11 protein-coding genes are annotated in these 13,283 nt (G+C 52.5%); 4 read left to right on the forward strand and 7 right to left on the reverse strand.

Features of this window, described 5'->3' with window-relative positions:
* Position 1 precedes the first annotated feature (1 nt).
* The 3 genes from nhaA to dnaK form a co-directional block, all read right to left on the reverse strand.
* Positions 2–1,168: a Na+/H+ antiporter NhaA gene (gene nhaA, locus OGY04_RS17615; protein WP_008786152.1), complete on the reverse strand. Its 1,167-nt coding sequence runs from the start codon at positions 1,166–1,168 to the stop codon at positions 2–4.
* A 206-nt stretch (positions 1,169–1,374) separates the two neighbouring features.
* Positions 1,375–2,508: a molecular chaperone DnaJ gene (dnaJ, locus tag OGY04_RS17620; protein WP_003829737.1), complete on the reverse strand. Its 1,134-nt coding sequence runs from the start codon at positions 2,506–2,508 to the stop codon at positions 1,375–1,377.
* A gap of 85 nt (positions 2,509–2,593) precedes the next feature.
* A complete protein-coding gene (gene dnaK / locus OGY04_RS17625; RefSeq protein WP_003829739.1) occupies positions 2,594–4,516 on the reverse strand; it encodes a molecular chaperone DnaK in 1,923 nt (640 codons plus the stop codon).
* 384 nt (positions 4,517–4,900) lie between these two features.
* On the opposite strand from dnaK, the gene OGY04_RS17630 reads away from it, so the two are divergent.
* Positions 4,901–5,305 carry a DUF2541 family protein gene (locus OGY04_RS17630; RefSeq protein ID WP_008786150.1) on the forward strand — a complete coding sequence of 135 codons (405 nt, stop codon included), beginning with the start codon at positions 4,901–4,903 and terminating at the stop codon, positions 5,303–5,305.
* A gap of 364 nt (positions 5,306–5,669) precedes the next feature.
* Positions 5,670–6,236: an acetate uptake transporter gene (gene satP, locus OGY04_RS17635; protein ID WP_003829744.1), complete on the forward strand. Its 567-nt coding sequence runs from the start codon at positions 5,670–5,672 to the stop codon at positions 6,234–6,236.
* 34 nt (positions 6,237–6,270) lie between these two features.
* Here satP and OGY04_RS17640 read toward each other — a convergent pair whose 3' ends face one another.
* The 3 genes from OGY04_RS17640 to tal all read right to left on the reverse strand — a co-directional run bounded on the left by OGY04_RS17640 (position 6,271) and on the right by tal (position 9,354).
* The gene (locus OGY04_RS17640) at positions 6,271–7,578 is read right to left on the reverse strand and encodes an MFS transporter (protein WP_032942331.1); all 1,308 of its coding nucleotides are present in this window, start codon (positions 7,576–7,578) and stop codon (positions 6,271–6,273) included.
* A gap of 124 nt (positions 7,579–7,702) precedes the next feature.
* Positions 7,703–8,290 carry a molybdopterin adenylyltransferase gene (gene mog / locus OGY04_RS17645; protein WP_003018973.1) on the reverse strand — a complete coding sequence of 196 codons (588 nt, stop codon included), beginning with the start codon at positions 8,288–8,290 and terminating at the stop codon, positions 7,703–7,705.
* 110 nt (positions 8,291–8,400) lie between these two features.
* Entirely contained in the window at positions 8,401–9,354 is a 954-nt protein-coding gene (gene tal, locus OGY04_RS17650; RefSeq protein WP_003829752.1) for a transaldolase, read from the reverse strand.
* A gap of 273 nt (positions 9,355–9,627) precedes the next feature.
* Between tal and OGY04_RS17655 the strand changes: the two genes are divergently transcribed.
* Both OGY04_RS17655 and yaaA read left to right on the forward strand, forming a co-directional pair.
* Entirely contained in the window at positions 9,628–11,058 is a 1,431-nt protein-coding gene (locus tag OGY04_RS17655; protein ID WP_020996236.1) for an alanine/glycine:cation symporter family protein, read from the forward strand.
* A gap of 77 nt (positions 11,059–11,135) precedes the next feature.
* Positions 11,136–11,909, forward strand: coding sequence for a peroxide stress protein YaaA (gene yaaA, locus OGY04_RS17660; RefSeq protein ID WP_032942329.1), 774 nt, complete (start codon positions 11,136–11,138; stop codon positions 11,907–11,909).
* 84 nt (positions 11,910–11,993) lie between these two features.
* Here yaaA and thrC read toward each other — a convergent pair whose 3' ends face one another.
* Positions 11,994–13,280 (reverse strand): threonine synthase, encoded by a 1,287-nt coding sequence (gene thrC / locus OGY04_RS17665; protein ID WP_008786145.1) that lies wholly within the window; start codon positions 13,278–13,280, stop codon positions 11,994–11,996.
* Positions 13,281–13,283 lie beyond the last annotated feature (3 nt).

The following is a 13,283-nucleotide window of genomic DNA, read 5'->3' on the forward strand; positions in this document are numbered from 1 at the left end:
GTCAGGCTGATGCGTTCAACCGGGCACGTAACCAGCAGTAACCTATCACTGCCGACAACAAGGAGCCGATCAGGATCCCCAGTTTTGCCCAGTTAATCAGCTCAGGATCGACGTTGCCAAACGCCAGGCTGGCAATAAAAATCGACATCGTAAAGCCAATACCGCAAAGAATACCGACCGCCATAATCTGCTGGAAATTCGTTCCTTCCGGCAATTGCGCCACCTTGAGGCGTAACGCCAGCCAGCAAAACAGACTGATACCCAACGGCTTACCGATCAACAAACCTGCAATGATCCCCAGCGGTAATATCGAGGTCAGTCCATCAATAGTGACGCCCTGCAGTGAAACGCCCGCGTTGGCGAAAGCAAACAGTGGCAGGATCAGGTATGCCACCCATGGATGCAGAACATGCTCCAGTCGCTTCGCCGGTGAACGCCCGTGTTTTTCCTTCAATGGAATGAAGAAGCCCACGATCACGCCCGCCAGCGTTGCATGCACGCCAGACTTCAGTACGGCAGTCCACAGCACTACGCCGACCAGAATATAAATACCGGTGCGTCTCACTCCGCACAGATTCAATCCTGCCAAAACAAGGATTGCGCACGCGGCAACGCCCAGCGACAGCAGCGAGAGGTCGCTGGTATAGAACAGTGCGATGATTACGATAGCGCCGAGGTCATCAATAATCGCCAGCGCCATCAGGAAGATTTTCAACGCCAGTGGTACACGACTGCCCAACAACGCCAGCACACCTAACGCAAAAGCAATATCCGTTGCCGCCGGGATCGCCCACCCTTCACGGGTGATGGGATCGGCATAGTTGAATGCCAGGTACAGCAGCGCCGGGACAATCATGCCCCCGATAGCAGCAATGATCGGGAACGCCGCCTGACGCAGACTGGCCAGCGAACCTTGCATTAACTCGCGCTTTACTTCCAGACCAATCAACAGGAAGAACACCGCCATCAACGCGTCGTTGATCCACAACAGCATATTTTTGTTGATCTCAAGCGCGCCAACCCGCAGTTGAACGGGCGTTTCCAAAAAGGCGTGGTACCATCCACTGGTAACCCCGATATTTGCCATCAGCATAGCGACCACGGCTGCGATGATCAGAATGATGCCCCCCGAGGCGTCACTACTAAAAAAACGATGCAGATGTTTCACTTTTATTCTCTCTATTGGGTGAATACTTCGTAAATACTATCTTACACCCTCAAAAAGCTCGTTAAAATTAGATTATTCATGATGGATAAATCGGTTTTTACGATCTATACAGAGTAAGTCGATAAAGATTTTCCGAGCGGAAAACAGAAATAAAAAAGCCTGAGACTTTTCAGTCCCAGGCTTTTTATTCGAGATAAAACTGTGAATTAGCGCGTCAGATCGTCAAAGAACTTCTTCACACCGTCGAAGAAACTTTTGGAGCGCGGACTGTTTTGTTCGCCGGTCGGGCCGCCAAAGCTGTCCTGCAGATCTTTGAGCAGTTGCTTCTGCTTGTCGTTCAGGCCCACTGGGGTTTCAACCACCACGCGGCACAGCAGGTCGCCCTGAGCGCCACCGCGTACAGACTTGACGCCCTTTCCACGCATGCGGAAAAGTTTGCCAGTTTGCGTTTCGCCCGGAATTTTTAGCTTCACGCGACCGTCCAGCGTTGGGACTTCAATCTCGCCGCCCAGCGCAGCCATCGCAAAGTTAATCGGTACTTCGCAGTACAGGTTATTGCCTTCACGTTCGAAAATTGGGTGCTGTTTTACCTGCACCTGAACGTACAAATCACCTGCTGGCGCACCATGTTCACCGGCTTCACCTTCGCCCGCTAAACGAATGCGGTCGCCGGTATCAACCCCTGCCGGGATCTTAACGGACAGCGTTTTGCTTTTCTCAACGCGACCATGACCGTGGCATTTGTTGCACGGATCTTTGATCAGCGTACCGCGGCCCTGGCAGTGTGGACAGGTCTGCTGTACGGCAAAAAAGCCCTGACGCATCTGTACCTGACCAGAACCGTGACAGGTAGGACAGGTCTGTGGCTGAGTACCTGCCTTCGCACCGCTACCGTGGCAGACGTCACACTCTTCCAGAGTCGGAATACGGATCTCTTTGGTGACGCCACGCACGGCTTCTTCCAGAGTGAGATCCATGTTGTAACGTAAATCAGCACCACGTGAGGCGCGCTGACGACCACGACCGCCGCCAAAGATATCGCCAAACACGTCACCAAAGATATCGCTGAAGTCAGCCCCGCCGCCAAAACCGCCGCCGCCGCCCATGCCGCCTTGCTCAAACGCAGCATGACCGTACTGATCGTAAGCCGCACGTTTTTGCGCATCGGTCAGGATCTCGTACGCTTCTTTGATCTCTTTAAACTTGGCTTCGGCCTCTTTATCACCCTGGTTGCGGTCCGGGTGAAATTTCATGGCCAGGCGCTTGTAGGCCTTTTTGATTTCACGCTCTTCCGCTGACTTGGAAACGCCTAAAATCTCGTAATAGTCTTGCTTAGCCATCTCTTTTTATCTGCCCCTAACATGCGTGCACGGGCGGAGAGGAAACCTCTTCGCCCGTGCCAGTAATTACCCGTTCAAAGGGCGATTATTTTTTGTCTTTCACTTCTTCAAACTCGGCGTCGACAACGTCGTCATCTTTCGCGTTGTTTGCAGAAGCATCAGCGCCTGCTGCACCAGCCTGCTGCTGTGCGTGCTGCTGCTGAGCGATTTCCATCAGTTTCTGGGAAACCTGTGCCAGCGCCTGCATTTTCGCTTCGATATCCGCTTTGTCTTCGCCTTTCAGAGAAGTTTCCAGCGCGGTCAGTGCAGACTCGATGGCAGTTTTGTCGTCAGCTGGCAGTTTGTCGCCTGCTTCTTCAACCTGCTTACGAGTGCTGTGCAGCAGATGGTCACCCTGGTTACGAGTCTGAACCAGCTCTTCAAACTTACGGTCAGATTCTGCGTTCGCTTCTGCTTCGCGAACCATTTTCTGAATTTCTTCTTCGTTCAGACCAGAAGAAGCCTTGATGGTGATCTTCTGCTCTTTACCGCTGTTTTTGTCTTTCGCGGAAACGTGCAGAATACCGTCGGCATCGATGTCAAAAGTAACTTCGATCTGCGGCATACCGCGCGGAGCCGGGCTGATACCATCCAGGTTAAACTGACCCAGATCTTTGTTATCAGCGGCGCGTTTACGTTCACCCTGCAGCACGTGGATGGTTACCGCAGACTGGTTGTCTTCAGCGGTAGAGAACACCTGGCTGTGCTTGGTCGGGATAGTGGTGTTTTTCGCGATCAGTGGAGTCATCACGCCACCCATGGTTTCGATACCCAGAGACAGCGGGGTAACGTCCAGCAGCAGCACGTCTTTCACATCACCGGTCAATACACCACCCTGAACGGCAGCACCGATTGCCACTGCTTCGTCCGGGTTAACGTCTTTACGCGGCTCTTTACCGAAGAACTCAGCAACTTTCTTCTGTACCATCGGCATACGAGTCTGACCACCGACCAGGATAACGTCCTGAACGTCGGAAACAGACAGACCAGCATCCTGCAGAGCAACTTTCAGCGGCTCGATAGAACGGTTAACCAGGTCTTCAACCAGGCTTTCCAGTTTCGCACGGGTCACTTTGATGTTCATGTGTTTCGGACCAGTCGCGTCTGCAGTAATGTACGGCAGGTTCACGTCGGTCTGCTGAGCGGAAGACAGTTCGATCTTCGCTTTCTCAGCGGCTTCTTTCAGACGCTGCATCGCCAGCGGGTCATTACGCAGATCGATACCCTGATCTTTCTTAAATTCGTCAACCAGGTAGTTGATCATACGGCTGTCGAAGTCTTCACCACCCAGGTGGGTATCACCGTTGGTTGCCAGAACTTCGAAAGTTTTTTCGCCGTCAACTTCGTCGATTTCGATAATAGAGATATCGAAAGTACCACCACCGAGGTCATAAACCGCGATAGTACGGTTGCCGACTTCTTTATCCAGACCGTAAGCCAGTGCCGCTGCGGTCGGTTCGTTGATGATACGTTTTACTTCCAGACCTGCGATACGGCCAGCATCTTTGGTTGCCTGACGCTGAGCATCGTTGAAGTATGCAGGTACGGTGATAACCGCTTCAGTTACCGGTTCGCCCAGGTAATCTTCAGCCGTTTTCTTCATTTTTTTCAGCACTTCAGCAGAAATCTGCGGCGGTGCCATTTTCTGACCTTTTACGTCAATCCATGCATCACCGTTGTCAGCACCGATGATTTTGTACGGCATGATGGCTTCATCACGCTGTACTTCTTCGTCCTGGAAGCGGCGGCCAATCAGGCGTTTAATCGCAAACAGGGTGTTTTGCGGGTTTGTCACTGCCTGACGTTTAGCCGGCTGACCAACCAGAGTTTCACCATCCTGGGTATAAGCAATGATAGAAGGCGTGGTGCGATCGCCCTCGGCGTTCTCCAGCACACGTGCAGTAGTGCCATCCATAATCGCTACACAAGAGTTGGTAGTACCCAGGTCGATACCAATAATTTTACCCATCTAAACGTCTCCACTAAAAATTCGGTCATCATGTGGTTGTGAATCTGTAATAAGGGCGAAACGTGCGGTTTCAACTACCCTGAATCGTTTTTTTTCAGACTCACCACTGCGGTTGTCTACAAGATGGGGTCGTAACCCACGTCATCAAGGGGGGCATGAAAATTTTTTTTAGCACAGTGGCGATAAAATTAAGGTAAAAAGGCAGAAAGGCAAAAAAACGAATAGTTTCCAATCAAAATCAATTCACAAAACAAATCAAAACCAGCACGGCCATTCATGTGAAAATTGTAATAAAAAGAAAAGATTACGACCATGAAACGGTTTCCCGTCGGCGGTAAGATGGTCTGATGTCACACACTTTTACAGCCGTCAAAGAGAAATTCCATGAAATCCGTGTTAACCCTTTCCACCAGCCTGCTTATGGGCCTGCTGCTGAGCAGCGCCGCGCACGCTAACGATCATAAAGTTCTGGGTATGATTGCGATGCCCCGCAACGCAACCAACGATCTCACGCTGAGAATTCCCGTTTGCCGGGTAGTGAAGCGCATTCAGCTCACCGCCGATCGCGGCGATATTAAACTTAACGGCGCATCCGTCTACTTCAAAGCAGTACGCACTTCCAGCCAAAGCCTGAACGTCCCGTCATCCATTAAAGAGGGACAAACGACCAACTGGATCTCTATTAATAGCGACAACGACAATAAACGCTGCGTGTCTAAAATCACCTTCTCAGGCCAGTCAGTAAACTCCTCTGACATGGCAACTCTGAAAGTTATTGGCGACGATTAATTCTGCACATTTTGATTCAGAAGCCATAGAAAATATGCGGGGCAGACACGCGGTTGATGTGAAAGCCATTGAACTGGAATAACCACTGCCGCGCCCATGAAGCAGCGCCATCTGGCGATGGGTATTTCTCACCAGATCGTCCACCAAATCCCTCAGTTCCCGGTGGTACTTCAAATCGTCTGTCTTAGCAAAATGTTCAACCATGCATAAGCGTGATGCCCATCACAGGGAAAATAATTCATTTTCCCTTCGTTAGATCATAGACAGTGCCCTCTCCCCTGATTATCATGCCGCGCCCCGAAGACAGTGATCGTTATTTGGGGAAACTATTTCACCATTCAATCAATGATGATTTTGAGGAATTATGGGCAACACTAAGTTGGCTAATCCGGCACCGCTGGGCCTGATGGGCTTTGGCATGACCACCATTCTGCTTAACCTGCACAACGCGGGTTTCTTCGCCTTTGACGTTATTATTCTGGCGATGGGCATTTTCTACGGCGGTATCGCGCAAATATTTGCCGGTCTGCTGGAATATAAAAAGGGCAATACCTTCGGTTTAACCGCCTTTACCTCCTACGGTTCGTTCTGGCTGACGCTGGTTGCAATCCTAATCATGCCGAAAATGGGCCTGGCGGATGCAACCAATGGTCAGTTCCTGGGCGTATACCTGGGTCTGTGGGGCGTGTTCACACTGTTCATGTTCTTCGGCACGCTGAAAGCTAACCGCGCGTTGCAGTTTGTCTTCCTGAGCCTGACAGTGCTGTTCGCACTGCTGGCGGTCGGCAACATTGCAGGTAACGAAGCGATCATTCACGTTGCTGGCTGGATTGGCTTAGTGTGTGGCGCAAGCGCCATTTACCTGGCGATGGGTGAAGTGCTGAACGAACAGTTTGGCCGTACCATCCTGCCGATCGGTGAAGCGCACTAATCTGACGCTATCCCCCCAAACGGGGGGATATTCCTTACAAGCGCTGTAACTCTCCCTGCACGCTCGTATCGCGATGATAAATATCCTGTCGCAGCCAAACCCCCAGACCTAGCCCCACCAGCGATAACGCCAGCACATACCAGGCCGGAGCCATTGGCGACACGCTCATTAACATCGTCACGGCGATTGGCGTCAGACCACCAAAAATGGCGTACGACACGTTGTAAGAAAAGGAGATTCCGGTAAAGCGGACCTCCGCCGGAAACGCCCGCACCATCACATAAGGCACAGCCCCCACCACGCCAACGCACAACCCTACCAGCCCGTATAACAAGAACAAGTGCTGAGGATGGCTGCCGGTCAGATGATAGAAAAACCAGCTTGAACAGGCCAGCAGCAGGCTGCCGACAATAAAGGTTTTGCTGGCGCCGACCCGATCGACAATAAACCCGGCCAGCAGACAGCCGACGCACAGCATAATGGTCGCGACACTGTTGGCTTGTAACGTCAACGCCGGTGCAAAACCATACTGCTTCTGCAACCAGACTGGCGACATCAGGATCACCACCACAATCCCGGCCGATAACAGCCAGGTCAGCAGCATGGAAATAACCACCGCTTTTTTATGTTTGCTCACCACCGACTTCACCGGTAGCTCTTGCGCCAGCGCTTTACGCTGCTGCATTTCGAGGAAAATGGGCGTTTCCTGCAACCAGCGACGCAGGTACATCGCCACCAGCCCAAACACGCCCCCCAGCAGGAACGGGATACGCCAGCCGTAGTCATGCACCGCCTGCTGCGTCAGGCTGGTATTCACCAGCGTCGCAACCACCGATCCCAGCAGAATCCCCACCGTCAGCCCGGCGGTCAGCGTGCCACAGGCAATGCCGATGCGGCGCTCCGGTACGTGCTCTGCCACGAACACCCACGCGCCCGGCACTTCTCCGCCGATGGCAGCGCCTTGCAAAATGCGCATCAGGAGTAACAGCAGCGGCGCGAGGATCCCCATTGAGGCGTAGGTAGGCAAAAGACCAATCGCCAGCGTCGGTATCGCCATCAGCAAAATGCTCAGGGTGAACATTTTCTTACGCCCGACCAGATCGCCAAAGTGCGCCATGATGATGCCCCCCAGTGGACGCGCCAGATATCCGGCGGCAAAAATGCCGAAGGTTTGCACCTGACGTAGCCATTCAGGAATGTCTGCCGGGAAGAAGAGTTCGCCAACAACAGCGGCAAAGAAGACGAAGATAATGAAATCATAAAACTCAAGCGCACCGCCGAGGGCAGCAAGCGTAAGAGTTTTATAATCCTGGCGATTCAGCGGTCGAGTGTGTTGTGACATAGCAAACCATGAGTCAGTGGAGTTATTGAATATGTCTGTCGATATATGTAAAGCAAAAATTACTATATCGTAAACAATTCAATACTCCACTGTCATTGGCACTTATGTCACGATCGGGCTACTTTCAGGCGTTTGTATCGCGGATTGCGCTTTTAGGACGAAAAGATGCTACAACAGCCGGTGCGGTTTCCACATACGGCCCATCCAGTAACTGTATACAATACGGTACACTTGCAAAAATACCCGGCACGATAACCTTACCGTCGGCATCTTTCACGCCTTCCAGCGTTTCTTTGATCGATTTCGGCTGCCCTGGCAGATTCAGAATCAACGCCTGTTTGCGAATCACACCAACCTGGCGGGAGAGAATAGCCGTTGGCACAAAGTGCAGGCTTATCTGGCGCATCTGCTCGCCAAAGCCCGGCATCTGGCGGTCGGCTACGGCCAGCGTGGCATCAGGCGTTACATCGCGGCGGGCCGGACCCGTTCCGCCGGTAGTCAGCACCAGATGACAGCTCATTTCATCCACCAGCTCACATAAGGTCTGTTCGATGATCGCCTGTTCATCCGGGATCAGTCGCGTTTGCAGCTCAAAAGGGGTGGTAAGGGCAGATGCCAGCCACTCTTCAAGGGCCGGGATACCTTTATCCTGGTAAACGCCGCTGGAAGCACGGTCAGAAATGGAAACCAGGCCAATGCGTAAAGTATTCATGATTATTCCGTTTAAACAGTCTCGTTAAACAGAATGATACACTGCGAAGGGAAGGACAGACAGGTTTCAGAAGAGGTAGCGTGACCCATATCAGGGCCACGCATTAATGATTACAGCAGATCGCCGATCATTTTTTCCAGTTTACCCTGGTCTACAGCAAACTTACGGATACCGTCCGCCAGTTTGTCTACAGCCATCGGATCCTGGTTGTGCTGCCACAGGAACTCAGCTTCGGTGATGCGTGCAGGACGCGCTTTCACTTCACCAGAGAAGGACAGTTTACGTTCGATAGTGCCTTCGCTTTCCGCCAGTTCTTTCAGCAGTGCCGGTGCAATCGTCAGACGATCGCAGCCTGCCAGCTCAATGATTTCGCCGACGTTACGGAAGCTCGCACCCATCACCACGGTTTCGTAACCGTGCTGTTTGTAGTACTCGTAGATTTCCGTTACGGAAACCACACCCGGATCTTCTGCCGGTGCATACTCTTTCTTGTCAGTGTTGGCTTTGTACCAGTCCAGAATACGACCAACAAACGGAGAAATCAGGTATACGCCAGCTTCTGCACATGCGCGCGCCTGCGCGAAGGAGAACAGCAGAGTCAGGTTACAGTTGATACCTTCTTTTTCCAGCTGCTCAGCGGCACGGATGCCCTGCCAGGTTGAAGCCAGTTTGATCAGAATGCGATCGTTGCTGATGCCAGCATCGTTGTACATTTTGATCAGACGTTTTGCTTTCGCGATGGACGCGTCGGTGTCGTAGGACAGACGAGCGTCAACTTCAGTAGAAATACGACCCGGGACCAGTTTCAGGATCTCCAGACCGATATTTACTGCCAGTTTGTCGGTCGCGTCGACGATCTGCTGTGCGCGGTCGTTGCTCTGCTGCTTAGCCCAGGCTACAGCGTCATCAATCAGCTTGCGGTATTCTGGGATCTGCGCTGCGTTAAGAATGAGAGAAGGGTTAGTTGTGGCATCCTGAGGCTGATACAGCTTCATTGCCGCGATGTCTCCGGTGTCGGCCACTACTGTGGTGAACTGACGAAGGGAGGTCAATTTGTCCGTCATGATAGCGATTCTCTTTAAACAGCTTGTTAGGGGGATGTAACCGATCTTCCCTGATGATAGCACGACGCACTCTCAGCGCAACCGCCTGGATTGTCCGACCCGCCGCTCAGCCCTGATTACGCATCTCACAGCCCGTGATGCGCAATTAAGGATATACCCATTGTTATGGTAAACTCCCGCAATCAATCACCTTATAAGGTATATACTGGTCGATAATTGGTAGCGCTTACACGGGATTATTCGCGCTTACCGGCATCAACAAGAGGGATGTTAATGCCTGATTTTTTCTCATTTATTAATGAAATACTCTGGGGATCGGTGATGATCTACCTCCTGCTTGGCGCAGGATGTTGGTTCACCTGGCGTACAGGGTTCGTGCAGTTCCGCTATATTCGCCAGTTTGGCAAAAGTCTTAAAAACAGCATCAGCCCGCAGCCGGGCGGTTTAACTTCTTTTCAGGCTCTGTGCACCAGTCTTGCCGCGCGCGTCGGTAGCGGAAATCTGGCGGGTGTGGCGTTGGCGATCGCCGCCGGCGGCGCAGGAGCCATTTTCTGGATGTGGGTCTCGGCGGTCATTGGTATGGCAACCTCATTCGCCGAATGTTCCCTTGCCCAGCTGTATAAAGAGCGCGACAGCAAGGGACAGTTTCGCGGCGGTCCTGCATGGTATATGGCCCGTGGATTGGGCATGCGCTGGATGGGCGTACTGTTTGCCATCTTTTTACTCATTGCCTATGGCCTGATTTTTAACAGCGTGCAGGCAAACTCAGTCTCTCGTGCGTTGACCTTTGCTTTTGACATCCCTCCCCTCTTCTCCGGTATCGCACTGGCAATAGTGTCATTACTGGTCATTGTCGGCGGCATTAAAGGCGTTGCCCGCCTGATGCAATGGTTTGTTCCGATGATGGCGCTGCTGTGGATCGGTTGTAGCCTCGTCATCTGCCTTTGGCATTTCGGACAGCTCCCCGGCATTATCATGACCATCATAAAAAGCGCCTTTGGCTGGCAGGAAGCCGCGGCCGGTGCAGCCGGGTATACGCTAAGCCAGGCCATTGCCAGCGGTTTTCAGCGCGGTATGTTCTCTAATGAAGCCGGAATGGGCTCAACTCCGAACGCGGCTGCCTCGGCAGCATCCTGGCCGCCACACCCTGCAGCACAAGGCATTGTGCAAATGATTGGTGTATTGGGCGATACGCTAATTCTTTGTACTGCCAGCGCAATGATCATTTTACTGGCGGGTAATGGCACCACTTATGTGCCAATGGAAGGCATCCAGTTGCTGCAACGAGCCATGGTCTCGCTGACGGGTGAATGGGGGGCCGGATTCGTTGCCTTAATAGTGATTCTGTTTGCCTTTAGCTCTATCGTCGCCAACTACATTTATGCGGAAAACAACCTCATATTCCTGAAACTGGACAACATCCGGGTTATCTGGCTATTACGAATCGCCACCGTTTGCACCGTCATTGGTGGTACATTAATCAGTTTTCCGCTGGTCTGGCAACTTGCCGACATCATCATGGCTTGTATGGCCATTACTAACCTGACGGCGATTCTGCTGCTTTCTCCGGTTGTACATACCATCGCCAGCGACTATCTGCGCCAGCGAAAACTCGGGGTGCGCCCGGAATTCGATCCGCGCCGTTATCCTGATATCAGACAACAGCTTGCGCCCGATAGCTGGGATGAAACGCCGCGCGAATAGCGCGGCAATCGCAACCATCGATCAATTCAGTCGTTTTTTTTGCTAAAGTCGCAGTAAATTTCCTGCAAGGACTGGATATGCTGATTCTGATTTCACCTGCAAAAACGCTCGACTACCAAAGCCCGCTGGCAACGACACGTCATACGCTGCCCGAGTTGCTGGATCACTCTCAGCAGCTTATTCACGTGGCACGCCAGCTCTCTGCACCGCAGATTGGCAAGCTGATGGGGATTAGCGACAAGCTGGCGGATCTGAACGCCACCCGTTTCCATGACTGGCAGCCTGACTTCACGCCGGACAATGCACGTCAGGCCATTCTGGCGTTTAAAGGCGACGTCTATACAGGGTTGCAGGCTGAAACCTTCAGCGAGGCGGATTTCGACTTCGCTCAACAGCATTTACGGATGCTGTCCGGGTTGTACGGCGTTTTGCGTCCGCTGGATTTGATGCAGCCATACCGTCTGGAGATGGGCATTCGTCTGGCCAATGCGAAGGGTAAAGATCTCTACCAGTTCTGGGGAGATACCATCACCGATAAACTTAACGAAGCGCTGGAAGCGCAAGGCGACAGCGTGGTGATCAACCTCGCCTCGGATGAGTATTTTAAATCCGTGAAGCCGAAAAAACTCAACGCTGAGCTTATCAAACCGGTCTTCCTCGACGAGAAGAACGGCAAGTTTAAAGTCATCAGCTTCTATGCCAAAAAAGCGCGCGGCCTGATGAGTCGCTACATTATTGAGAACCGCTTAACGCAACCGGAACAGCTGACCGCATTTAACAGCGAAGGCTACTTCTTTGATGAAGAAGCATCAGGAAACGGCGAACTGGTGTTTAAACGCCACGAGCAATAGTAAAAAGGCCGGATGACGGCTAACGCCTTATCCGGCCTACAGGTTTTGTCGGCCCGCTATGCAAAGCGCCAGCGGGCGCAACCGTTAACCGCGGGTCATCATCAGCTTGCGCAGTTCAGCAAAATCAGCTGGCAGGTGATGAGAAAGCAGCGGCAGGTCCGCGCGTTCCGCCAGTTCTTTTGGCAACGCCAGCGTCAGGTCAAGAATCTCTTCAACGCTTTCTTTAAACTTCGCCGGATGCGCAGTACCAAGGAACAGGCCGTACTCGCCAGGATTCAGTTGGTCACGCAGCGCTCGGTAAGCCACCGCCGCATGCGGTTCTGAGGTGTAGCCTATCTCATGTAACTCACGCATCGTGTCCTGAGTTGTCGCATCGTCAACAGCGGCATAACCCAGCTCATTCAGACGCCAGATTTTACGGCGGAACAGTTCTTCCACGCGCGGCCAGTTGTTCGGCTGGCTGACATCCATCGCATTCGACAACGTTGCCTGGGTCGCTTTCGGCGCCCACTCACCTTCTGCAAGGAAACGCGGAACCGTATCGTTAACGTTAGTCGCCGCGATAAAACGCTTCACCGGCAAGCCCAGTGATTTCGCCAGCAGCCCGGCGGTCAGATCGCCAAAGTTACCGCTGGGAACGGAAATCACCAGTTGATTACGCGCCTCTTGCGGCAGTTGGGCCACAGCCTCAAAGTAGTAACAGATTTGCGCCAACAGACGGCTGATGTTAATTGAGTTAGCCGAGTTCAGTCCCAGGGCTACCTTCAGCTCTTCGTCATCAAACGCCTGTTTCACCAGCGCCTGGCAGGCATCAAAATCGCCATCAATCGCCACAGTTTCAATGTTACCGCCCAGCGTACAGAACAGTTTTTCCTGTAATGGGCTGATCTTGCCGTTCGGGTAGAGGATCACCACGCGCACATTTTTCAGGCCATAAAAGGCATGCGCAACCGCCGCCCCGGTGTCTCCGGAGGTCGCCGTCAGAATCGTTACCGGTTTGTCGCCACTGATGTGCGTCAGCATCTGCGCCATAAAGCGCCCGCCAAAGTCTTTAAATGCAAGCGTAGGGCCGTGGAACAGTTCCAGACAGCCGACATCCGCGGCAACCTGGGCAACCGGAGCCGGAAAGGCAAATGCCGCACGCACGCGCTCTTCCAGAATTTCCTGAGGGATCTCATCACCAATAAATGCGGACAGGATCTTCGCGCTGCGGCTAACGAAGTCCTGGTTCAGCATCTCATCCACTTCTGTCAGATTGAATTCCGGTAGATCGTGCGGAAAAAACAATCCCTGATTCTTGCCTAGTCCTTGCGTAACAGCCTGTGCAAAGCTGACCTGTTCGTTGTGATCTTTCAGATTATACAGTTTCATTGA

The sequence above is a fragment of the Citrobacter sp. Cpo091 genome (assembly GCF_030332645.1).
Lineage (GTDB): Bacteria > Pseudomonadota > Gammaproteobacteria > Enterobacterales > Enterobacteriaceae > Citrobacter > Citrobacter portucalensis.

What these genes read in the sequence shown, in the direction of transcription:
- dnaJ (WP_003829737.1), bottom strand. Translation starts at nt 2,508, where the DNA reads ATGGCTAAGCAAGACTATTACGAGATTTTAGGCGTTTCCAAGTCAGCG.
- dnaK (WP_003829739.1), bottom strand. Translation starts at nt 4,516, where the DNA reads ATGGGTAAAATTATTGGTATCGACCTGGGTACTACCAACTCTTGTGTA.
- OGY04_RS17630 (WP_008786150.1), top strand. Translation starts at nt 4,901, where the DNA reads ATGAAATCCGTGTTAACCCTTTCCACCAGCCTGCTTATGGGCCTGCTG.
- satP (WP_003829744.1), top strand. Translation starts at nt 5,670, where the DNA reads ATGGGCAACACTAAGTTGGCTAATCCGGCACCGCTGGGCCTGATGGGC.
- OGY04_RS17640 (WP_032942331.1), bottom strand. Translation starts at nt 7,578, where the DNA reads ATGTCACAACACACTCGACCGCTGAATCGCCAGGATTATAAAACTCTT.
- mog (WP_003018973.1), bottom strand. Translation starts at nt 8,290, where the DNA reads ATGAATACTTTACGCATTGGCCTGGTTTCCATTTCTGACCGTGCTTCC.
- tal (WP_003829752.1), bottom strand. Translation starts at nt 9,354, where the DNA reads ATGACGGACAAATTGACCTCCCTTCGTCAGTTCACCACAGTAGTGGCC.
- OGY04_RS17655 (WP_020996236.1), top strand. Translation starts at nt 9,628, where the DNA reads ATGCCTGATTTTTTCTCATTTATTAATGAAATACTCTGGGGATCGGTG.
- yaaA (WP_032942329.1), top strand. Translation starts at nt 11,136, where the DNA reads ATGCTGATTCTGATTTCACCTGCAAAAACGCTCGACTACCAAAGCCCG.
- thrC (WP_008786145.1), bottom strand. Translation starts at nt 13,280, where the DNA reads ATGAAACTGTATAATCTGAAAGATCACAACGAACAGGTCAGCTTTGCA.